Consider the following 22,369-nt stretch of genomic DNA (forward strand, 5'->3'; position numbering starts at 1 on the left):
ATCCCTTGGGCAGACTTGGACGCGGCAAGAGCCGCATCCAAGCTTCAAATGTGTAAACGATGTCCCCGGTTTCAGATGTAAAGGATGTCTACGGTTCTACACCCCCGTTGGGCTGCGCAGCAGCCCCAAAACCGGCCACCTCGGTGTATCTGGCACAACGTGGTGAGGCGATTGGGGTGGCTTCGCCACCCAGCGCGGGGCAAGCCCGCTCGCCACAGAAAATCTGCGATCCACAGTAAGTTCCTAGCTGCCGCAACGCCCCCCCTGTGGCGAGGGGGCTCGTCCCCCGTTGGGCTGCGCCAGCAGCCCCAAAACCAGCCACCTCGGTATATCTGGCACAACGTGGTGAGGCGATTGGGGCGGCTTCGCCACCCAGCGGGGGCGATGCGGCGTTCCGACAAGCCCGCTCGCCACGAAAAGCCAGGGAGCCCCGCCCCTTTGTGAGGGGGCTCTCAGCACCCAGGCAGGATCAACGCCCGCCGCCAAGATCCAGAAATGTCCCGGTGGTGTACGAGGCCTTGTCCGATAACAACCAGACAATCGCTTCCGCCACTTCATCAGGGCGCCCGCCACGGGCCATGGGAATGCCCGGCTCAAGCTTGCTGACCCGGTCCGGGTCGCCGCTCAAGGCGTGGAATTCAGTGAAGATGTAACCCGGGCGCACCGCGTTGACCCGGATCCCCTCGCCCGCCACTTCCTTGGACAAGCCAATGGTAAAGGTGTCCAGCGCGCCCTTGGACGCCGCGTAGTCCACGTACTCACCGGGCGAGCCCAGGCGTGCAGCCACCGAGGACACATTGACGATGCTACCGCCCTGCCCGCCGTGCTTGGGCGACATGCGCAGCAATGCATGCTTGGCGCACAGAATCGGGCCCAGCACGTTGGTCTTGAGGATTTTCAGGATGCGGAACTCGGACATTTCGTCGACCCGCGACTTGTGGCCGACAGTGCCGGCGTTGTTGACCAGCGCGGTGACGCGACCCAATTCGGTGTCGACACGGTTGAACAGGCTGATCACTTCGTCTTCGATGCTCACGTCGGCGCGCACCGCGATGGCCTGGGCGCCGAGTGCGCGGACCTGCTCCAGCACACGCAGGGCGGCTTCTTCGTCAGACTGGAAATTGATGCAGATGCGATAGCCCTGCCGGGCCGCCAGCAAGGCCGTGGCGGCCCCGATCCCACGACTGCCACCGGTAATGATGACGACTTTGTCCATGTGTACTGACTCCCCATTCAACCCAGGCTGTTGGATCCAAGAATACCTGTGCCTGCCAGGTTTTGCATGGACCGGGGTCAATTGATCTCAGGGTTGGGTAAACGGCGGCCGGGTCAGTTGTTCCTTGGCCACGATAGCGCTCATAAATGTATCCGGCGGCAGCGGGTGGCCCAGGTGATAGCCTTGCAACGAGTCGCAGCCCAGACGCGTGAGGAAATCCTGCTGCATGTCGGTTTCCACCCCTTCGGCGACGATGCGCAGGCCGAGGGCCTGGCCCAGGGCGACAATCGCCGAGACGATGGCGGCATCGTCACTGTCATGCTCCAGGTCCCGTACAAAACCGCGGTCGATCTTCAGCTCGTTGGCCGGCAGGCGCTTGAGGTACATCAGGCTGGAATAACCGGTGCCAAAGTCGTCGATTGACAGGTCAACGCCCATTTCCGAGAGTTTCTGCAGTACCGTCATGCTGGCATCGGCATCGCTCATGGCGGTGGTTTCGGTGATTTCCAGGGTCAGGCTGTTGGCCGGCAACTGGTGACGCTGCAGGGCGTTGGCCACACTGGTGACCAGCCCGGCATGACAGAACTGCAAGGCCGACAGGTTGACCGCGATGCGCCAGTCCCGATATCCCTGGGCAAACCACACCTGCATTTGCCGGCACGCTTCGTTGAGCACCCAGTCGCCGATGGCAATGATCACCCCGGTCTTTTCCGCCAGCTCGATAAACTTGTCCGGCAGCAACAAGCCATGTTGTGGATGCTCCCAGCGCAACAGCGCCTCGGCGCCGACAGCGCGGCCGCTGAGGGCGTCGAACTTGGGTTGGTAGTACAGGCGCAACTGCTGTTGGTCCACCGCATTGCGCAAATCCTGCAACAGTTGCAGTTGCCGGCGCGCGTTGGTGTTCATCGATACATCAAAAAAGCTGTAGCCGTTCTTGCCCATGCTCTTGGCGTGATACATCGCCGCATCGGCATTCATCAACAGTTCCTGGGGCGTTGCTCCGTTGCCGGGGAACAGGGCGATACCGACGCTGGCGGAGATGTTCAAGTCATGTTCCGCCACCCGGAACGACTGGTTGATCAGGCCCACCTGGCGCTCGGCCAGGCGCAGCGCATCGTCGGGCTGGCTCAATTGCACCAGCAACACGAACTCATCGCCACCGATCCGGGCCAGGGTGTCCTGGCTGCGCAGGTCTTCACGCAGGCGCAGACCCACTTCGCGTAGCAATTGGTCACCCATATGATGACCAAAGGCATCGTTGACCGGCTTGAAGCCGTCCAGGTCGATAAACATCAGGGCAAAACAGCCGCCCTGCTCCGCCACCAACTGCATAGCCTGCTGAATGCGATCGGCCAACAGCGTACGGTTTGGCAAGCCGGTGAGCGTGTCGTGCAAGGCCAAGTGGGTGAGTTCCTGGTTGGCCAGGGACAGGGAATCGGCCAGCACGGCGGTACGGGCTTCCAGGCGCGCGTCAAGCAACGAGGTCAACAGCGCAATGGCCAGCACCGCCAGGGTGGTCACCAGTACCAGGTTATCCAGGCCGCTGCCGCTCAGGCCATCCACCGACGCCCCGCAAAAGCTGCCATCGGCAAAACGGGCGGCGGCCATGCCGGTGTAATGCATGCCGACGATGGCCACGCCCATCACCACCGCTGCCCCACCCCGCGCCAGGCGTACATAGGGGGTATTGCGCCGCAGGTTGAAGGCAATCCACAGGGCGGCGGCCGAAGCACCGACGGCGATCAGCAGCGAGGCAGCGAACAAGGTGGGGTCGTAGTCGATCCCCGGGGTCATGCGCATGGCGGCCATGCCGGTGTAGTGCATGGCGCTGATGCCGGCCCCCATGATCAAGGCGCCAAAGCCCAGCTGCCAGGCCGGCAAGCGCGGCTGATTGACCAGCCAGAGGGCAAAGCCGCTGGAGAGCATGGCGATCAGCAGCGACAGCGCGGTAATGCCAATGTCGTAGCCCAGGGTGATGGGCAGGCTAAACGCCAACATCCCGATAAAATGCATCGACCATACGCCACAGCCCATGGCCAGTGCCCCGCCGGCCATCCACAGGTACACCGCCCGCCCCTTGGCCGTGGCAATGCGGCCGGTCAAGTCAAGGGCGGTATAGGAAGCGAGGATCGCCACCAGTAGGGAAATCAGGACCAGTGCGGGGGAATAACTGCCGGTAAGCATGGGGCTTCTCTAGGGATGACAGTGCGAGCGGCATCCATGCCGGGAAAGGCCGAGGATTGTAGCGAGAATAATTCTTGTATAGGTGAAATATTGTCACAAGGCCATCACCTGAAATCGCCCTTTGACGAACAGCCTTCCCTGTGGCGAGCGGGCTTGTCGGAACGCCGCATCGCCCGCGCTGGGTGGCGAAGCCGCCCCAATAGCCTCACCCAGCTCCGCCAGATACACCGAGGGGGATGGTTTTGGGGTGGCTTTGCCACCCAACGGGACTAGCCCCCTCGCCACAGGGGGGGTGTGGCCTGGAGTTTGCTGCGCACGCTGAGTTTTTGTGGCGAGCGGGCTTGCCCCGCGCTGGGTGGCGAAGCCGCCCCAATGGCCTCACCCAACTGCTGTCAGATAGACCGAGGGGGATGGTTTTGGGGTGGCTTTGCCACCCAACGGGGGACTAGCCCCCTCGCCACAGGGGGGTTGTGGCAGCCTGGAGTTTGCTGCGCAACGCTGACTTTTTGTGGCGAGCGGGCTTGTCGGAACGCCGCATCGCCCGCGCTGGGTGGCGAAGCCGCCCCAATGGCCTCACCAACTGCTGTCAGAGATACCGATTACTCTTCGCGTGGCTGCATCTGACCGTCCCATCCGCCGCCCAATGCGGCGATCAGTTGCACGCTGGCAACCAGCCGGGTTTGCAGCAAGGTCAGCACGGTGCGTTCGTTGCTCAATGCCGTGGCCTGCACGTTAACCACGTCCAGGTAGGCGATCAGGCCCGCCTTGTACTGGTTCTGGGTCAGGCGCAGGGATTCGCGGGCTGATGCCAGGGCTTCGTTGCTCACACCCGCCTCGTCTTCCAGGACCTTGAGCTGGACCATGTAGTTTTCCACCTCGCGGAAACCGTCGAGCACGGTCTGGCGGTACTTGGCCACGGTTTCGTCGTAGGACGCTTCGGCGCGGTCAACTTCCGCCGAGCGTTGCCCGCCGTCGAACAGGGTCATCGCCAGTTTCGGCCCCACCGACCAGAAACGGTTAGGCAGGCTGATCCAGTCGGCGTAGGTGCTGCTGGAATAACCACCGGCCAGGCTCAGGGTCAGGTCGGGGTAGTAGGCGGTTTTCGCCACGCCAATATTGGCATTGGCGGCGATCACCGCCCGTTCGGCCGAGGCGATGTCTGGGCGGCGCTCCAGCAATTGTGATGGCAGGTTGGCAGGGATCTGCGGCAAGGCCGGAATATCCTTGCTCACCGCCAGGTTGAAGGTGGCCGGGGCTTCGCCGATCAGTACGGCGATGGCGTTTTCCAGCTGCGCACGCTGCCAGATCAGGTCGATCATGCTCGCCTGGGTGCTTTTGAGCTGGGTCTGGGCCTGGGCCACGGCGTCTTTGCCGGAGACACCGGCGCGATACTGGTTTTCAGTCATTTGCAGCGAACGCTGGTAGGTCTCGACGGTGCTTTGCAGCAAGCGGGTCTGTTCGTCCATGACCCGCAGTTGCAGGTAGTTCTGCACCAACTCCGACTGCTGGCTCAAGCGCATGGCGGCCAGGTCTGCGGCGCTGGCTTGCTCGCTGGCGTTGCTGGCTTCCAGGCCACGGCGCAACTTGCCCCAGATATCCGCTTCCCAACTGACACCCAACTGGGTGTTAAGGGTGTCGCGGATACCGCTGCTGGAGCTGCTCAGGCTTGCATTGCTGCTACCGGTGCCCTGGCTGGCGCGGGTTTTACCGGCACTCAGGTCGACCGTGGGGAAAAAGGCGCCACGGGAACTGCGCGCAGTGGCCTGGGCCTGACGGTAGCGGGCTTCGGCCTGGGCCACGGTCTGGTTGGCGTTGTTGAGCTTGTCCACCAGGTTGTTGAGTTGCTGGTCGCCATACAACTCCCACCAGGCGCCACGGGCCAAGGCATCGCTGGGCGCCGCCTGGCGCCAGCCCTGGGCTTCTTTGTACTGCGCCGGCTCAGCCACTTGCGGGCGCTGGTAATCCGGGCCGATGGCGCAAGCGCTGAGCAATACGGCGCAAAACACGGTAGGCGCGAGCTTGCTCGCGAAAAACCTTAGGCCCCGGCGGTGAGTCAGGTGCCCCGCGTCATGGTTGGCGTTTTTCGCTGGCAAGCCAGCGCCTACAGGGAGGTGCGTTGCGGTCATAACGGAGTGTCCAGGGCAGCGTCGGTACGCACCCCGCGCCAACCGTTGAAACGGTGGCGCAGGCGGTCGAGATAGAGGTAAACCACCGGGGTGGTGTAAAGGGTCAGGATCTGGCTGAACACCAGCCCGCCGATAATCGTCAGGCCCAGGGGCTGGCGCATTTCCGCGCCTTCGGCGGTGCTCAGCAGCAAAGGCAAGGCACCGAGGATTGCCGCCAGGGTAGTCATCAGGATCGGTCGCAAGCGCAGCAGGCAGGCGCTGCGAATCGATTCCAGGGGCTGCATGCCTTCCTTGCGCTCCAGTTGCAGCGCCAGGTCGATCATCAGGATCGCGTTTTTCTTCACCACGCCGATCAGCAGGAACAGGCCCAGCAACGAGATCAGGCTGAACTCGCCGCCCAGCACGTAGATCGACAACAGCGCACCAACCCCGGCCGACGGCAAGGTCGAAAGGATGGTCAGTGGGTGAATGTAGCTCTCATACAAAATCCCCAGCACCAGATACACCGCCACCAACGCGCCGAGAATCATGAACGGCTGGCTTTTCTGAGTGGCGGCAAAGGCATCGGCGGTGCCCGCCATCTTGGCGATGACGTCTTCGGGCAAGCCGACCTTGGCAATCGCCCGCTCGATAGCGGCCGTGCCCTGCTCCACCGTGACCCCGGGGGCCATGTCGAAGGCAATGTCTTCGGAAGCGAACTGCCCTTCGTGGCTGACACGGTCGTCGGCCAGGCTGTTTTCGTAGTGGGCGATGGTCGACAGCGGGATTCGCGCGCCATCGGCGGTAATCACTTGCACCTGATTGAGGGTGATCGGGTCCTGGGCGTATTTTGGATTGACCTCCATCACCACCCGGTACTGGTTGAGGCTGTCATAGATGGTGGAAATCTGCCGCTGGCTGTAGGCGTTGTTCAGCACCGAGGTGACCATGTTCATGTCGACGCCCAGGCGCTTGGCCTGATCGCGGTCGACAATCAACGTCACCTGCTGCGCGCCACGGCCTTCGCGGGCGTCGATCGCGGTCAGTTCCGGCAGCTCACGCAGCGCGGCGACCACTTTCGGGTACCACAGGCGCAAGGCGGCCAGGTCGCCACTTTGCAGGATGTAGGAGTACTGCGAGGACGTCTGGTCGCGGCCGCCGCCAAATTGCAGGTCCTGGTCGGCCATCAGCATCAAGCGACCACCCGGTACCAGCGGCACTTCTTTACGCAGGCGCTCGATCACTGCCTGGGCCGACAGCTTGCGTTCCTTGATCGGCTTGAGCCGCACCAGCATCACCGCGTTGTTGGTGCCGTTGCTGCCACCGATAAAGCCGGCCACGCTCTCCACTGCGGGGTCTTGCAACACTGCTTTGCGGAAAATCTCCATCTTCGGCTGCATGACGCTAAATGACAGGCCGTCATCGCCGCGCACAAAACCGATCAATTGCCCGGTGTCCTGTTGCGGCATAAAGGTTTTGGGGACCACCACATACAGCGCGATATTCACGCCAATGGTCACCAGCAGGCTGAGCAGGGTCAGGCGTTTGTGCCGCAGCACCCAGTCCAGGCTGCGGGCATAACCCGCCACCATATGGTCGTTGACCTTCTGGCTCCAGCGCTGCAAGCCGGTCTGCTGCCCTTTGACATGGGGCTTGAGCCAGCGCGCGCAGAGCATCGGCGTCAGGGTCAGGGAGACCACCAGCGAAACGATGATCGCCGCCGCCAGGGTGATGGAGAATTCGCGGAACAGGCTGGTGACAATCCCGCCCATAAACAGGATCGACAGGAACACCGCCACCAGCGACACGTTCATCGACAGCAGGGTAAAACCGACCTCCTTGGCCCCCAGGTACGCCGCCTTCATCGGCGCTATACCGTCGTCGATATGCCGCGAGATGTTCTCCAGCACCACGATGGCATCGTCCACCACCAGGCCAGTGGCCAGGATCAGGGCCATCAGCGACAGGTTGTTCAGGGAAAACCCGTACAGGTACATGATCGCAAAGGTGCCCACCAGCGACACCGGCACCGCCAGGGTCGGGATCAGCGAGGCGCGGAAGTTGCCGAGGAACAGGTACACCACCAGGATCACCAGGGCCACGGCAATCAGCAGGGTCATTTCCGCCTCATGCAGGGTGGCGGTGATCACCGGCGAGCGGTCCATGGCCAGGTTGAGCTTGACGCTGGACGGCAGCACCGCCTGCAGCGCCGGCAACTGCGCCTTGATCTGCTTGACGGTCTCGATGATGTTGGCGCCCGACTGGCGGTTGATCACCAGCAACACCGCCGAATCATTGTTGAAGAAACCACTGTTGTAGCGGTCCTCGACGCCATCGCTGATCTTCGCCACATCGCTCAGGCGCAACGCCGCGCCGTCCTGGTAGCGGATCAGCAGCGGCTCATAGTCCTTGGCCTTTTCCAACTGGTCGTTGGCCTGGATCTGCCAGTTACGTTCGCCGTCTTCCACCGAGCCCTTGGGCCGGCGCACGTTGGCATTGGCAATGGTGTCGCGCACTTCATCCAGGGACACGCCGTACTGGTCGAGAGCCTTGGGTTCGAGCTCGATGCGCACCGCCGGCAGGGAACTGCCGCCGATCTGCACTTCACCCACACCCGGTACCTGGGACAGGCTTTGGGAGAGGATGGTCGAGGCCAGGTCATACAACTGGCCCTTGGGCAACACGTCCGAGGTCAGCGACAGCACCATGATCGGCGCCTGGGACGGGTTGATCTTGCGGTAGGTGGGCATGCTGCGCATGCCGCTGGGCAACAGGTTGCGCGAGGCGTTGATCGCCGCCTGCACTTCCCGCGCCGCGCCGTTGATATCGCGGTCGGAGTCAAAGGCCAGGATCACCCGGGTCGAGCCCTGACTGGACGAACTGCTCAGGGTGGTGACCCCGGCAATCGCGCCGAAGGAACGCTCCAGGGGCGTAGCCACGGTAGACGCCATCACTTCCGGGCTGGCGCCAGGCAGGCTGGCGGAGACCACAATCACCGGGAAGTCGATCTGTGGCAGCGGCGACACCGGCAACAGGCTGAAACTGACACCGCCCAGCAACATGATCGCCAGGCTCAGCAGCATGGTGGCTACCGGCCGGCGAATAAAAGGTCCGGACAGGTTCATGGCTCAACCGGCTCCAGCGCTTCGGGGGTCTTGCGCCAGCGACGGCCCAGGCGGTCGAAGTACAGGTAGATCACCGGGGTAGTGAACAGCGTAAGGACCTGGCTCAACAGCAAGCCGCCGACCATCACCAGGCCCAGGGGCTGGCGCAGTTCGGCGCCGGAGCCGGTGGCCAGCATCAGGGGCACCGCACCGAACAGCGCCGCCAGGGTGGTCATCAGGATTGGCCGGAAGCGCAGCAGCGCCGCCTGGTAGATCGCGGTCTGCGGGTCCAGGCCCTGGTTGCGTTCGGCGTCGAGGGCAAAGTCGATCATCATGATCGCGTTCTTCTTCACGATGCCGATCAGCAAGATGATGCCGATGATCGCGATCATCCCCAGGTCGTTGCCCGTGAGCAGCAGCGCCAGCAGGGCCCCCACCGCTGCCGATGGCAGGGTCGAGAGAATGGTGATCGGGTGGATGTAGCTCTCGTACAACACGCCGAGCACGATGTACATGGTGACCACCGCCGCCAGGATCAGCAGCAAGGTGCTCGACAGCGAGGCCTCGAACGCCTGGGCGGCGCCCTGGAACTGGGTCTGCACGCCGACCGGCATGCCAATGTCCTTCTGCACCTGGTTGATCAGCTCCACACCTTTGCCCAGGGCCACGCCGGGTGCCAGGTTGAACGACATCATCACCGCCGGGAACTGGCCGATATGGGTAATCGCCAACTGGGCCTGGCGCTGCTCGATGCGGGCCAGGCTCGATAGGCGCACCTGGCCGCCGTCGGTGGTTTTCACATGGATCTGGTTCAGCGCATCCGGCCCCAGGGTTTCGCCGGACTGGGCCTGCAGCACCACGCGGTACTGGCTGGCCTGGGTGTAGATAGTGGAGATCTGCCGTTGGCCAAAGGAGTCATACAGGGCGTCGGTGATATTGGCCACCGACACGCCCAGGCGCGAGGCGGCATCGCGGTCGATCACCATGTACACCTGCAAGCCCTTGTCCTGCAGGTCGCTGGCGACATCGGTGAGTTCCGGATACTGGCTCAGGGCCTGTACCAGCTTGCCGCTCCACAGTGCCAACAGGTCGGCGTCCGGGGAGGACATGCTGAACTGGTACTGGGTACGACTGACGCGGTCCTCGATGGTCAGGTCCTGCACCGGCTGCATGAATAGGCGGATGCCCACCAGCTTGTCCAGCGTCGGCTGCAGGCGCGCAATCACCTCGACAGCGCTCAAGTCCCGCTCTTTATGGGGCTTGAGGTTGATCAGCAGGCGGCCACTGTTGAGGGTGGCGTTATCGCCATCTACCCCAATGTAGGACGACAGGCTTTCCACCGCCGGATCTTCGAGGATGATCTTCGCCAGTTCTTGCTGGCGCTGGCTCATGGCAGCGAAGGAAATCGACTGCGGCGCCTCGGAAATGCCCTGGATCACCCCGGTGTCCTGCACCGGGAAGAAGCCCTTGGGCACCACCAGGTACAGCACCACCGTCAGACCCAGGGTGGCGATGGCCACCAGCAGGGTCAGCGGTTGGTGCTTGAGCACCCATTGCAGCTTGCGCCCGTAGGCAGCCACCAGCCAGTCGATCCAGGCGCCGCTGGCCTTGTAGAAACGGCCCTGTTCTTCTTCCTTGGGTTCGCGCTTGAGCAGGCGCGCGCACATCATCGGCGTCAGGGTCAGGGACACCACCAGGGAAATCAGGATCGCCACCGCCAGGGTGATGGCAAATTCGCGGAACAGCCGCCCGACCACATCGGCCATGAACAGCAGCGGGATCAATACCGCGATCAGCGACAGGGTCAGGGAAACCAGGGTGAAGCCGATCTGCTTGGCGCCCTTGAGCGCCGCGGCCATCGGTGTCTCGCCTTCCTCGATGTAACGGGAAATGTTCTCCAGCATCACGATGGCATCGTCCACCACGAACCCGGTGGCGATGGTCAGGGCCATCAGGGTCAGGTTGTTGATGGAGAAGCCGGCCAGGTACATCACGCCAAAGGTGCCGATCAGGGACAACGGCACGGCAATCGACGGGATGATGGTGGCGCTGAAGCGACGCAGGAACAGGAACGTCACCATTACCACCAGGGCAATGGCGATCAGCAATTCATGCTGCACATCGGTGACCGAGGCGCGAATGGTCTGGGTGCGGTCGGTGAGCACCGTCACGTCGAGGCCCGCGGGCAGGTTGTCGGTGATGCTGGGCAGCAGCGCCTTGATCCGGTCCACCACCTCGATCACGTTGGCGCCCGGCTGGCGCTGGATATTGAGCAGCACCGCCTGGTTTTCATTGGCCCAGGCAGCAAGGCGTTCGTTCTCGGCGCCATCGACGATCTGCGCGACGTCCTTGAGGCGCAGCGGCGCACCGTTGCTATAGGCCAGGATCAGTTCGGCGTACTGCTCGGGCGATACCAACTGGTCGTTGGCGTCGAGCATCGACACCCGGGTCGGGCCGTCGAAGTTACCCTTGGGCTGGTTGACGTTGGAGGCGGCGATCAGGCTGCGCACGTCCGCCAGGTTCAAGCCGTTGGCGGCCAGGGCCTCGGGGTTGACCTTGATCCGCACGGCCTGGCGCTGGCCGCCGGCGATGCTGACCATGCCCACACCGCTGATCTGCGCGATTTTTTGCGCCATGCGCGTATCGACCAGGTCATTGAGCTTGGGCAACAGCATGGTCTTGGAAGTAATGGCCAGGGTCAGCACCGGGGTATCGGCCGGGTTGACCTTGTTGTACACCGGGGGCGCCGGCAGGTCCGAAGGCAGCAGGTTGCTGGCCGCGTTGATCGCCGCCTGCACCTGTTGCTCGGCGACGTCCATATTGACGTCGAGGTTGAAGCGCAGGGTCAGCACCGAGGCCCCACCGGAACTGGTCGAGGCCATCTGCGTCAGGCCGGGCATTTGCCCGAACTGGCGCTCCAGGGGCGCAGTGACTGCGCTGGTCATCACATCCGGGCTGGCGCCGGGGTACAGGGTCATAACGCGGATGGTCGGGTAATCCACCTGGGGCAAGGCTGACACCGGCATCAAGCGATAGGCGATCAGGCCAGCCAGGACAATGGCCAGCATGCTCAGGGTGGTGGCGACGGGCCTGAGGATGAACAGCCGTGACAGGTTCATGCGCCGGCCTTTTGCGCCTTGCCGGCATCCGCCGCCGGGCTGCTTTCGCCTTGTGCCGCGGGCTTGCCCTGCAAATGTTCAGTGGGGGTGGTTGGCACCTGGTTGCTGTCGTTGACCACTTCGACGTCGGTGCCGTCCTTCAGGCGGTCAGTGCCTTCCAGCACCACACGATCGCCCGCAGCCAGGCCGTCCTTGACCACGGTGTTCTGGCCATCGGTCTCACCAATGACCAGCGTGCGGATCTTGACCTTCTTGTCACCATCAAGGGCATAGACAAAGGTGCCGTTGGTGCCGAACTGGATCGCCGCCGATGGCACCAACACCACGTTTTTCAGGGTGTCGGCCAACAGGCGCACGTTGACGAACTGATTGGGGAACAGCACCTGGTCCTGGTTATCGAAACGGGCCTTGAATTTCAGGGTGCCGGTGGCGACATCGATCTGGTTGTCCAGGCTCTGCAACACGCCGGTGGCCTGTAGCTGCAGATCGCCACGGTCCCAGGCCTGCACCGGCAGCTTGTTGCCGGTACGGTAGCGGGCCAGCACGGTTTGCAGGCTGTTCTCCGGCAAGGTGAAGGCCACGCTGATCGGTTGGGTCTGGGTGATGATTGCCAGGGCGGTGGTGTCGTTGGCCGCCACCAGGTTGCCGACGTCCAGTTGGCGCAGGCCGACACGGCCGGATATCGGCGCGCGGATCTGGGTGAATTCAAGGTTGAGCTTGGCGTCATCCACCGCACCCTGGTTGGTCTTGACCGTACCCTGGTATTGCAGGACCAGCGCGGCGGCGGTGTCCAGGGTCTGCTTGGCGATACTGTCTTGTTCATACAGGCCGCGATAACGCTCAAGGTCAACCTGGGCGTTTTTCAGTTGGGCCTGGTTTTGCAGAAGCGTGCCCTGGGCCTGGAGCAAGGCGTTCTGGTAGCTGCGCGGGTCGATTTGCGCCAGCAGGTCGCCGGCCTTGACCATCTGCCCTTCTTCAAAGGCGATCTTCACCAGTTCTCCCCCGACCCGGCTGCGCACATTGATGGTGTTCAGCGCCGTCACAGTGCCAAGCGCCTTGTAGTACACCGGGAAGTCCCCAGTGACCGCAGGTGCAACACGCACCGGCACCGCAGCACCGGAGCCGCCGAAGCCGGGACGCATCATCCCCGTCTTGCTGGTCCTGGCTGCCGGGGCCTCTTTCTGGGCGGAGCCTGCCGGCCAGAACTTCCAGCACAGGCCGGCAATCACCAACAGGACAAGCAAGCCAAACAGCCAGCGGCGGGAACTACGGGGAGACGATTGCATGGATTGATCAACCATTGGATGCGAGGGCTTCTTCTTTGGGAGGCTGAAAGATAAGCACTGGGGCGCGTTTAGAAAAGCGCCTTTACCGGCTATTTACCTTCGGGCTTACAAACATTTACTTTTCGAGGTGAAACATCAGCAATTTGGGCTAAACCGCTGAAGCACAAATGAAAACGGCCTGGACTAGGCCAGGCCGCAAGCATGCATCATACGTGTTACTGCAAAGCGACAGTAACGGGCTGGAACAATTACTTCAGTACAGCCAGGGCCGCTTCGTAGTTTGGTTCTTCGGCAATCTCGCCAACCAGTTCGCTGTGCAGCACTTTGTCGTTTTCATCCAGAACCACCACGGCGCGGGCGGTCAGGCCCTTGAGGGCGCCATCGGCAATCGATACACCGTAGTCAACGGCAAAGTCGGCGCTGCGGAAATCCGACAGGCTCTTCACGTTTTCCAGGCCTTCGGCACCGCAGAAGCGAGCCTGGGCGAATGGCAGGTCGGAGGAGATGCACAGTACAACGGTGTTGTTCAGGTCGTTGGCCTGGGCGTTGAACTTGCGCACCGAAGTCGCGCAGGTCGGGGTGTCAACGCTTGGGAAGATGTTCAGTACTTTGCGCTTGCCGGCGAAAGCCGCCAGGGTGACGTCCGACAGATCGCCTGCGGTCAGGGAAAAGTCGAGGGCCTGGGTGCCAACTTGCGGCAACTCGCCTTCAACCTGGACCGGGTTGCCTTTGAGGGTGACTTGAGCCATGAACGGAATCCTTATGCTGGGTTAGATGAAACGAATTCGAGAGGCAGAAGTTAACCACAAAGTGCGATTGACACCTATGGCCGAACACAAAATGTCATGACTGCGCCCGGGCCGGGCGGCTGTGGTTTAATTGCGCCGCTTTTGCCCTGCCCTTGAAGGAATTCATCGTTGAACAATCAGCCTGCCACCCGCGTCCTGGTCATTGGTTATGTCTGGCCGGAGCCCCGTTCCTCAGCTGCGGGCGGGCATATGATGCAGATCCTCGAGAGTTTTCTTGCTCAAGGCTGGGAAATAACCTTCAGCAGCCCGGCGGCCATCGGCGAGCACAAGGCCGACCTTGCCGCCCTGGGCATCCGCGAATGCGCCATCGAGCTCAATAACAGCAGTTTCGACGAATTTATTCGAGAACTCGCCCCGGATATCGTGCTGTTCGACCGGTTCATGATGGAGGAACAGTTCGGCTGGCGGGTCGAGAAGCACTGCCCGAACGCGTTGCGCGTGCTGGAAACTGCAGATTTGCAGAGCCTGCGCGATGCCCGCCATCAGCGCCTCAAGGACCATCTCAAGAGCCAGCCTGACGCAGATGATTTCAGCCCGCTGTTCGCTCCCGCCCTGGATGAGGAATTCCAGTTGATGGCGCCAACCGACCTGGCCAAGCGCGAAATCGCAGCGATCTACCGCTGTGATATCAGCCTGATGATTTCCGACGTCGAGATCCAACTGCTCACCGAGCACTTCAAGGTGCCCCGCGCCCTGCTCCACTGGTGCCCATTGATGATCGAGCAGCCCAGCGAAGCATTTGTGCCGTTTGAAGACCGTGCGCACTTCCTGAGTATCGGTAACTTCCGCCACGCCCCCAACTGGGATGCCGTGCTGTGGATGAAGAACAGTCTCTGGCCCCTGATCCGCCAGCAACTGCCGGGTGCCCAGTTGCATATCTATGGCGCCTACACTCCGCCCAAGGCCACCGCGCTGCATAACCCGGCCCAGGGCTTTCATGTGATGAACTGGGCCGAAGACGCACTGCAAGTCATGTCAGCCGCACGCATCTGCCTGGCCCCGTTGCGCTTCGGCGCCGGGATCAAGGGCAAGCTGGCGGACGGCATGCTCTGCGGTACACCCAGCATCACCACGCCCATCGGTGCCGAAGGCATGGCCGACGGGCAGCCTTGGCCCGGAGCAATCGCCCACAGCGCCAGCGCCCTGGCCGCCGCTGCCGTGGCACTGTACTCAGACCCGCAAGCCTGGACCGCGGCCCAAGCCGCTGGCCGCGAACTGCTGGCCCGACGCTATGCCCCGCAACTGCACGGCCCGGCGCTGGTCGAGCGCCTGCAACATTGCCGTGGCGAACTGGCGCAACATCGACGCAACAACTTCACCGGCAGCATGTTGCGCCACCATCTGCATAAAAGTACCCAGTACATGGCGCAGTGGATCGAGGCAAAAAACCGCACGCTCTAAATGCTGGCGAGGTGCTGCGCAACGGGGCATTATCGGTTGCGCAACCACAATAAAAGCGACGCCAGCATGACTCGAGCCGCGCGAATCACCGACCCCTCCTATGAATTGATGGACGACCACAATGGCCTGTCCATCATCTATCGCCAGCATGGTTTCCCCTGCCCGCTGGTGCGCTGGCATTTCCATAAGGAATACGAGCTGCACCTGATTATTGCCAGCTCCGGCAAAGTGTTTATCGGCGACTACATCGGCAATTTCTATCCCGAAAGCCTGTTCCTCACCGGCCCCAACCTGCCCCATAACTGGATCAGCCAGGTGGCCGAGGATGAGGTGGTGCCCAAGCGCGACATGCTGGTGAATTTTACCGACGAGTTGTTTGATAGCGCCGTCCCGGTCTTCAGTGAGCTCAAGGCCCTGGCGCCGTTGCTGGAACGGGCCAAGTACGGCATCGAGTTTCGCTGCAAGCACACCATCGCCCAGGCCATGAAGCTGATGCAGCAGATCGAAGAGGCGCGTGGCGTGGCGCGGCTCGGGCACTTTTTGATCCTGATGGAGGTGTTGAGTGCCTGCGAGGATTACCAGTTACTGTCCGGGGTGACCACCCCGCAGTTGGCCGATGAGCACAGCATCGACCGCACCAACCGCGCGGTGGACTATATCTTCGCCCACTACGGCCGGGAGTTGCCCCTGGAAGAAGTCGCCGACCACCTGGGGATGAAGCCGACGTACTTCTCCAGGGTGTTCAAGCAGGCGACCGGGCGCACTTTTATCGAATTCGTCAACCGGCTGCGCATCAGTAAATCCTGCGAACTGCTGGCCGATGGTGACAAGGCCGTCACCGACGTGTGCTTTGAATCGGGGTTCAACAATATCTCCAACTTCAACCGGCGCTTTCAGCAGCTCAAAGGCATGACCCCCTCCCATTATCGGCGCCTGGCGATGCAGCGCTTGACCGAACAGAACCTGGCCTGAGCCCGGGGCCGGTAAAAGGCCGCGCACATCAGTGCAAAAAAGTATCAGTGCAAGTGCGCTCAAGGATTTGTCACCGCGCCTTTAGAAGGCTGTAATCAACGCACACTCTTCCTGCAGCCATGGAAGACACAACAACAATAACTGTCCTTCTGCCGCCCCTGGGCGCAGAAACGGAGTGCGCGATGAACTTCCCTGCAAAAGCACTGCTTGCCTGTACCTGCATGACCCTCAGCGCCGTCAGCCTGGGCGCACAGACCCTGACCATTGCCACCGTCAACAACAGCGACATGATCCGCATGCAAAAGCTGTCGAAAACCTTCGAGGCCGAGCATCCGCAGATCAAGTTGAACTGGGTGGTACTGGAAGAAAACGTCCTGCGCCAACGCCTGACCACCGATATCGCCACCCAGGGCGGGCAGTTCGATGTGCTGACCATCGGCATGTACGAAGCCGCACTCTGGGGCGCCAAGGGCTGGCTGGAACCGATGAAGGATCTGCCGGCGTCCTACGACCTGGACGATGTGTTCCCTTCCGTGCGCGACGGCCTTTCCGTCAAGGGCACGCTGTACGCCCTGCCGTTCTATGCAGAAAGCTCCATCACTTACTACCGCACCGACCTGTTCAAGCAGGCCGGGTTGACCATGCCTGAGCATCCGACCTGGGTGCAGATTGGCGAGTTTGCCGAAAAACTCACCGACAAGAGCAAGGAACAATACGGCCTGTGCCTGCGCGGCAAGGCCGGCTGGGGCGAGAACATGGCACTGATCGGCACCCTGGCCAACGGTTATGGCGCACGCTGGTTCGATGAAAAGTGGCAACCGCAATTCAACGGGCCCGAGTGGAAGGATGCACTGAACTTCTACGTCGACAACATGAAAAAATCCGGCCCGCCGGGTGCGTCCAGCAATGGTTTCAATGAAAACCTCGCGCTGTTCAACAGCGGCAAGTGCGCGATCTGGGTGGATGCCAGCGTCGCCGGCTCGTTTGTTACCGACAAGACCCAGAGCAAGGTCGCCGATCACGTCGGCTTCACCTTTGCCCCTCAGCAGGTCACCGACAAGGGCACCTCGTGGCTGTATTCCTGGTCCCTGGCGATCCCGGCCAGCTCCAAGGCCAAGGACGCAGCCAAGGTCTTCAGTGCCTGGGCCACCTCCAAGGAGTACGGCGCGCTGGTGGCCAAGACCGATGGTATCGCCAACGTGCCGCCAGGTACCCGCGCCTCGACCTACAGCGAGGAATATATGCAGGCCGCACCTTTTGCCAAGGTGACGCTGGAGTCGTTGAAGGTTGCAGACCCGACCAAACCGACTCTCAAGCCGGTGCCGTATATCGGTATCCAGTTGGTGACCATTCCTGAGTTCCAGGCGATTGGCACCCAGGTGGGCAAGTTCTTCTCCGGCGCCCTGACCGGCCAGCAGACGGTGGACCAGGCCCTGGCTGCCGCGCAAACCACCACCGAGCGGGAAATGAAGCGCGCCGGCTATCCCAAATAACCCAGCCTCCCCCCGTAAATGTAGGAGCGGGCTTGCCTGCGATAGCGGTGTATCAGTCACCAAATATGTCGGCTGAACCACCGTTATCGCGAGCAAGCCCGCTCCCACCCTGACCGCGCTCCGACTCTCGCTCTGCAAACTGGTTTTGATCCTATGAATGTGCAAACCGCTGCTGCGGATAAACCGCGTAAAAACCGCCTGCTCAACCCCGGCTGGTTCCTCGTCAGCCCCTCGGTGGCCCTGTTGCTGCTGTGGATGATCGTGCCCCTGGGCATGACCCTGTACTTTTCGCTGATTCGCTACAACCTGCTTTACCCCGGCGAAAACCAATTCGTGGGCTTGGAGAACTTCACCTACTTCATCACCGATTCCGGCTTCCTGCCCGGCGCCACCAACACCCTGTTGCTGGTGGGCAGCGTGCTGTTGATCAGCGTGGTGCTGGGCGTGTTGATCAGTGCCTTGCTGGAGGCCAGCGAGTTTTTCGGTCGTGGGTTGGTGCGGGTGTTGTTGATCTCGCCGTTCTTCATCATGCCCACGGTGGGTGCGCTGATCTGGAAGAACCTGATTTTCCATCCGGTGTCCGGCGTACTGGCGGCGGTGTGGAAGCTGTTTGGCGCGCAGCCGGTGGATTGGCTGGCGCACTACCCGCTGCTGTCGATCATCATCATTGTGTCCTGGCAATGGCTGCCCTTCGCCATCCTGATCCTGATGACCGCCATGCAGTCCCTGGACCAGGAACAGAAAGAAGCCGCGCGCCTGGACGGTGCCGGCCCGATTGCGATCTTCTGGCACCTGACCCTGCCGCACCTGGCCCGGCCTATCGCCGTGGTGGTAATGATCGAGACGATTTTCCTGCTCTCGGTGTTCGCCGAAATCTTCACCACCACCAACGGCGGCCCCGGCTACGCCTCGACCAACCTCGCCTACCTGATCTACAACCAGGCGCTGGTGCAGTTCGACGTGGGCATGGCTTCGGCCGGCGGCTTGATTGCCGTGGTCATTGCCAACATCGCGGCGATCATCCTGGTACGGATGCTCGGCAAAAACCTGACTGACAAGCCTTGAGGGCCGCGCCATGACGCTTCAACAATCCCGCCGCCTGCAAAGCCTGTTGCTCGGCACCCTGGCCTGGGCCATCGCGATCGTGATCTTCTTCCCGATCTTCTGGATGGTGCTCACCAGTTTCAAGACCGAAATCGACGCGTTTGCCACGCCGCCGCAGTTCATTTTCACGCCAACCCTTGAGAACTACCTGCACATCAACGAGCGCAGTAATTACGTAAGCTTCGCCTGGAACTCAGTGGTGATTTCCTTCAGCGCCACCGCCTTGTGCCTGCTGATTGCGGTGCCGGCGGCCTACTCCATGGCGTTCTACGAAACCCAGCGCACCAAGGGCACGCTGCTGTGGATGCTGTCGACCAAGATGCTGCCACCTGTGGGTGTGCTGATGCCCATCTACCTGCTGGCCAAGAGCATGGGCCTGCTGGATACGCGCATCGCGCTGATCATCATCTACACCCTGATCAACCTGCCGATTGTGGTGTGGATGGTTTACACCTACTTCAAGGACATTCCCAAGGACATCCTCGAAGCCGCGCGCCTGGATGGCGCCACCCTGTGGCAGGAAATGGTGCGGGTGCTGCTGCCCATCGCCAAGGGCGGCCTGGCTTCCACGGTGTTGCTGTCGCTGATCCTGTGCTGGAACGAGGCGTTCTGGTCGCTGAACCTGACCTCGTCGAATGCCGCGCCGCTGACCGCGTTGATCGCCTCCTACTCCAGCCCCGAAGGTTTGTTCTGGGCCAAATTGTCCGCCGTCTCGACCCTGGCCTGCGCGCCGATCCTGATCTTCGGTTGGATCAGCCAGAAGCAACTGGTGCGCGGCCTGTCCTTTGGCGCCGTGAAATAACGACCCTTATAAAAAATGGAGGCCCATCATGGCCAACCTGAAAATCAAGAATCTGCAAAAAGGCTTCGAAGGCTTCTCCATCATCAAGGGCATTGACCTGGAAGTGAACGACAAGGAATTCGTGGTCTTTGTCGGGCCTTCGGGCTGTGGCAAGTCCACCCTGCTGCGCCTGATTGCCGGCCTTGAGGAAGTCACCGAAGGCACCATCGAACTCGATGGCCGCGACATCACCGAAGTGACCCCGGCCAAGCGCGACCTGGCCATGGTGTTCCAGACCTATGCCCTGTACCCGCATATGAGCGTACGCAAGAACATGTCGTTTGCCCTGGATCTGGCGGGCGTGGACAAGAAGATCGTCGACAGCAAAGTCAGTGAGGCTGCACGCATCCTGGAGCTGGGCCCGCTGCTGGAGCGCAAGCCCAAGCAGTTGTCTGGCGGCCAGCGTCAGCGGGTGGCCATCGGCCGGGCGATTGTGCGCAACCCGAAGATCTTCCTGTTCGACGAGCCGCTGTCCAACCTCGACGCCGCCCTGCGCGTGCAAATGCGCCTGGAACTGGCGCGCCTGCACAAAGAACTGCAAGCCACCATGATCTACGTGACCCACGATCAGGTCGAGGCCATGACCCTGGCCGACAAGGTGGTGGTGCTTAACAGTGGGCGCATCGAACAGGTCGGCTCCCCCCTGGAGCTGTATCACCAGCCGGCCAACCTGTTTGTCGCGGGTTTTCTGGGGACGCCGAAAATGGGCTTTCTCAAGGGCCAGGTTACGCGTATCGAAGGCCAGGGCTGCGATGTGCAACTGGACGCTGGCACCCTGATCAGCCTGCCATTGAGCAGCGCCAGCTTGAGCGTGGGCAGCGCCGTGACCCTGGGCATCCGCCCCGAGCACCTGGAACTGGCCGCGCCGGGCGATACCACCCTCACCGTCACCGCCGACGTGGGCGAGCGCCTGGGCAGCGACACGTTCTGCCATGTGCTCACCGCCAGTGGCGAGCCGCTGACCATGCGGATCCGTGGCGATATGGCCAGCCAGTATGGCGAGACGCTGCAATTGCACCTGGACCCGGCGCACTGCCATCTATTCGACGCCGACGGCGTGGCGGTGGCCCGTCCACTGCGCGCTGCCGCCTGATTTCGCGAGAATTTTGATGAAGCTCAATCAACACAATCTCACCCAGTTGGCGCCCGAAGTGCGCCTGCCCGCCTATGCCATTGCCGACACACGCCAAGGCATCGCCCATATCGGCGTCGGCGGTTTCCACCGCGCACACCAGGCGTATTACACCGACGCCCTGATGAACACCGGTGTCGGCCTGGACTGGAGCATCTGCGGCATCGGCCTGCGCGCCGAAGACCGCCAGGCGCGGGATGACCTGGCCGGCCAGGACTATCTGTTCACCTTGTATGAGCTGGGCGACACCGACGACACCCAAGTGCGGGTGATCGGCGCCATCAGCGATATGCTCCTGGCACAGGACGGCGCCCAGGCCTTGATCGACAAACTGGCCAGCCCTGAAATACGCATCGTGTCGCTGACCATCACCGAGGGCGGCTACTGCATCGACGACAGCAACGGTGAGTTCATGGCCCACTTGCCGCAGATCCAGCATGACCTGGCCCACCCTGCGGCGCCGCAGACCGTATTCGGTTTTATCTGCGCGGCCCTGAGCCAGCGCCGTGCCGCAGGCATTCGGGCCTTTACCGTGATGTCCTGCGATAACCTGCCGCACAACGGCGCCGTGACCCGCAAGGCGTTGCTGGCGTTCGCCGCGTTGCGCGATGCCGAACTGCATGACTGGATCCAGGCCAACGTGAGTTTCCCCAACGCCATGGTCGACCGCATCACGCCCATGACCAGTACCGCCCACCGCCTGCAACTGCATGATGAACACGGCATCGACGATGCCTGGCCGGTGGTGTGCGAACCTTTTGTGCAATGGGTGCTGGAAGACAAGTTCGTCAACGGCCGGCCAGCCTGGGAGCAGGTGGGTGTGCAGTTCACCGACGACGTCACGCCCTATGAAGAAATGAAGATCGGCCTGCTCAACGGCAGCCACCTGGCCCTGACCTACCTGGGGTTTCTCAAGGGTTACCGGTTTGTCCACGAAACCATGAACGACCCGCTGTTTGTCGCGTATATGCGCGCCTATATGGACCTGGACGTGACTCCCAACCTGGCGCCGGTGCCGGGCATCGATCTGGACCAGTACAAGCAGACCTTGGTGGAGCGCTTCTCCAATCAGGCGATTGCCGATCAACTGGAGCGGGTCTGTTCCGATGGTTCGTCGAAGTTTCCCAAGTTCACGGTACCGACCATCAACCGCCTGATTGCCGAGGGTCGCGACACCGAGCGAGCAGCGCTGGTGGTGGCGGCCTGGGCCTTGTACCTGCGAGGTGTGGACGAGAACGGTGTGCGCTACCGCATCCCCGACCCGCGCGCCGACTTCTGCCGGGCACTGGTGGTGGATGACGCTTGCGTCAGTCAGCGGCTGTTGGGGGTGGAAGAGATTTTTGGCCCGGCGATTCCCAACTCACCTGAGTTTGTGGCAGCGTTTGAGCGGTGTTTTGCCAGTTTGCGTGACAAAGGTGTCGCAGAGACCCTGAAGCACCTGCTCGCCAACCTTCACTGACACAACTTGAGCAAAATAATGTGGGAGATTCTATGTTGCAGGTAAACCCTGCAACCTTAAGTTCGGTTGGTATTCGCTCTGGTTTTTCATCAGCGCGAATGCCACCCGGCAGAGCTTGCGGGCGAGGATTACCAGGGCTTGGGT

The 22,369-nt window shown here is 61.9% G+C and carries 14 protein-coding genes and 1 pseudogene; 7 read left to right on the top strand and 8 right to left on the bottom strand.

The annotated features are described in order from the left end of the window. Positions 1–469: 469 nt before the first annotated feature. The 7 genes from FIV38_RS28755 to tpx all read right to left on the bottom strand — a co-directional run bounded on the left by FIV38_RS28755 (position 470) and on the right by tpx (position 13,763). Positions 470–1,216 carry an SDR family oxidoreductase gene (locus FIV38_RS28755; RefSeq protein ID WP_029291594.1) on the bottom strand — a complete coding sequence of 249 codons (747 nt, stop codon included), beginning with the start codon at positions 1,214–1,216 and terminating at the stop codon, positions 470–472. 87 nt (positions 1,217–1,303) lie between these two features. Then, positions 1,304–3,400 carry a putative bifunctional diguanylate cyclase/phosphodiesterase gene (locus FIV38_RS28760; RefSeq protein WP_092236802.1) on the bottom strand — a complete coding sequence of 699 codons (2,097 nt, stop codon included), beginning with the start codon at positions 3,398–3,400 and terminating at the stop codon, positions 1,304–1,306. A gap of 599 nt (positions 3,401–3,999) precedes the next feature. Then, positions 4,000–5,526, bottom strand: a complete 1,527-nt coding sequence (locus FIV38_RS28765) for an efflux transporter outer membrane subunit (protein ID WP_224791080.1) — start codon at positions 5,524–5,526, stop codon at positions 4,000–4,002. After that, entirely contained in the window at positions 5,523–8,630 is a 3,108-nt protein-coding gene (locus FIV38_RS28770) for an efflux RND transporter permease subunit (RefSeq protein ID WP_029291587.1), read from the bottom strand. The genes FIV38_RS28765 and FIV38_RS28770 overlap by 4 nt, the downstream gene beginning before the upstream one ends. Beyond that, positions 8,627–11,728, bottom strand: a complete 3,102-nt coding sequence (locus tag FIV38_RS28775; protein WP_092236805.1) for an MdtB/MuxB family multidrug efflux RND transporter permease subunit — start codon at positions 11,726–11,728, stop codon at positions 8,627–8,629. The genes FIV38_RS28770 and FIV38_RS28775 overlap by 4 nt, the downstream gene beginning before the upstream one ends. Further along, entirely contained in the window at positions 11,725–13,029 is a 1,305-nt protein-coding gene (locus tag FIV38_RS28780) for an MdtA/MuxA family multidrug efflux RND transporter periplasmic adaptor subunit (RefSeq protein ID WP_092236808.1), read from the bottom strand. Before FIV38_RS28780 ends, FIV38_RS28775 begins: the two co-directional genes overlap by 4 nt. A gap of 233 nt (positions 13,030–13,262) precedes the next feature. Continuing rightward, positions 13,263–13,763 carry a thiol peroxidase gene (gene tpx, locus FIV38_RS28785; protein ID WP_092236811.1) on the bottom strand — a complete coding sequence of 167 codons (501 nt, stop codon included), beginning with the start codon at positions 13,761–13,763 and terminating at the stop codon, positions 13,263–13,265. A 168-nt stretch (positions 13,764–13,931) separates the two neighbouring features. Here tpx and FIV38_RS28790 point away from each other — a divergent pair, with 168 nt between their 5' ends. The 7 genes from FIV38_RS28790 to FIV38_RS28820 all read left to right on the top strand — a co-directional run bounded on the left by FIV38_RS28790 (position 13,932) and on the right by FIV38_RS28820 (position 22,225). Beyond that, entirely contained in the window at positions 13,932–15,224 is a 1,293-nt protein-coding gene (locus FIV38_RS28790; protein WP_092236814.1) for a glycosyltransferase, read from the top strand. A 66-nt stretch (positions 15,225–15,290) separates the two neighbouring features. Further along, on the top strand, positions 15,291–16,196 hold the full coding sequence (locus tag FIV38_RS28795) for an AraC family transcriptional regulator (protein WP_092237470.1): 906 nt from the start codon (positions 15,291–15,293) through the stop codon (positions 16,194–16,196). Positions 16,197–16,378: 182 nt separating this feature from the next. After that, positions 16,379–17,689: an ABC transporter substrate-binding protein gene (locus FIV38_RS28800; RefSeq protein ID WP_092236816.1), complete on the top strand. Its 1,311-nt coding sequence runs from the start codon at positions 16,379–16,381 to the stop codon at positions 17,687–17,689. Between the two features lie 153 nt (positions 17,690–17,842). Further along, positions 17,843–18,754 (top strand): carbohydrate ABC transporter permease, encoded by a 912-nt coding sequence (locus FIV38_RS28805; RefSeq protein WP_029291571.1) that lies wholly within the window; start codon positions 17,843–17,845, stop codon positions 18,752–18,754. A gap of 10 nt (positions 18,755–18,764) precedes the next feature. Then, the gene (locus FIV38_RS28810) at positions 18,765–19,595 is read left to right on the top strand and encodes a carbohydrate ABC transporter permease (protein ID WP_029291568.1); all 831 of its coding nucleotides are present in this window, start codon (positions 18,765–18,767) and stop codon (positions 19,593–19,595) included. Positions 19,596–19,623: 28 nt separating this feature from the next. Continuing rightward, positions 19,624–20,727, top strand: a complete 1,104-nt coding sequence (locus FIV38_RS28815) for an ABC transporter ATP-binding protein (protein WP_092236817.1) — start codon at positions 19,624–19,626, stop codon at positions 20,725–20,727. Between the two features lie 16 nt (positions 20,728–20,743). After that, on the top strand, positions 20,744–22,225 hold the full coding sequence (locus FIV38_RS28820) for a mannitol dehydrogenase family protein (RefSeq protein ID WP_092236819.1): 1,482 nt from the start codon (positions 20,744–20,746) through the stop codon (positions 22,223–22,225). 30 nt (positions 22,226–22,255) lie between these two features. On the opposite strand, the pseudogene FIV38_RS28825 reads toward FIV38_RS28820, so the two are convergent. Next, positions 22,256–22,369, bottom strand: a pseudogene (locus FIV38_RS28825) (IS110 family transposase); the annotation flags it as partial.

Origin of the sequence: Pseudomonas proteolytica (genome assembly GCF_007858275.1) — a bacterium.
Taxonomy (GTDB): domain Bacteria; phylum Pseudomonadota; class Gammaproteobacteria; order Pseudomonadales; family Pseudomonadaceae; genus Aquipseudomonas; species Aquipseudomonas proteolytica.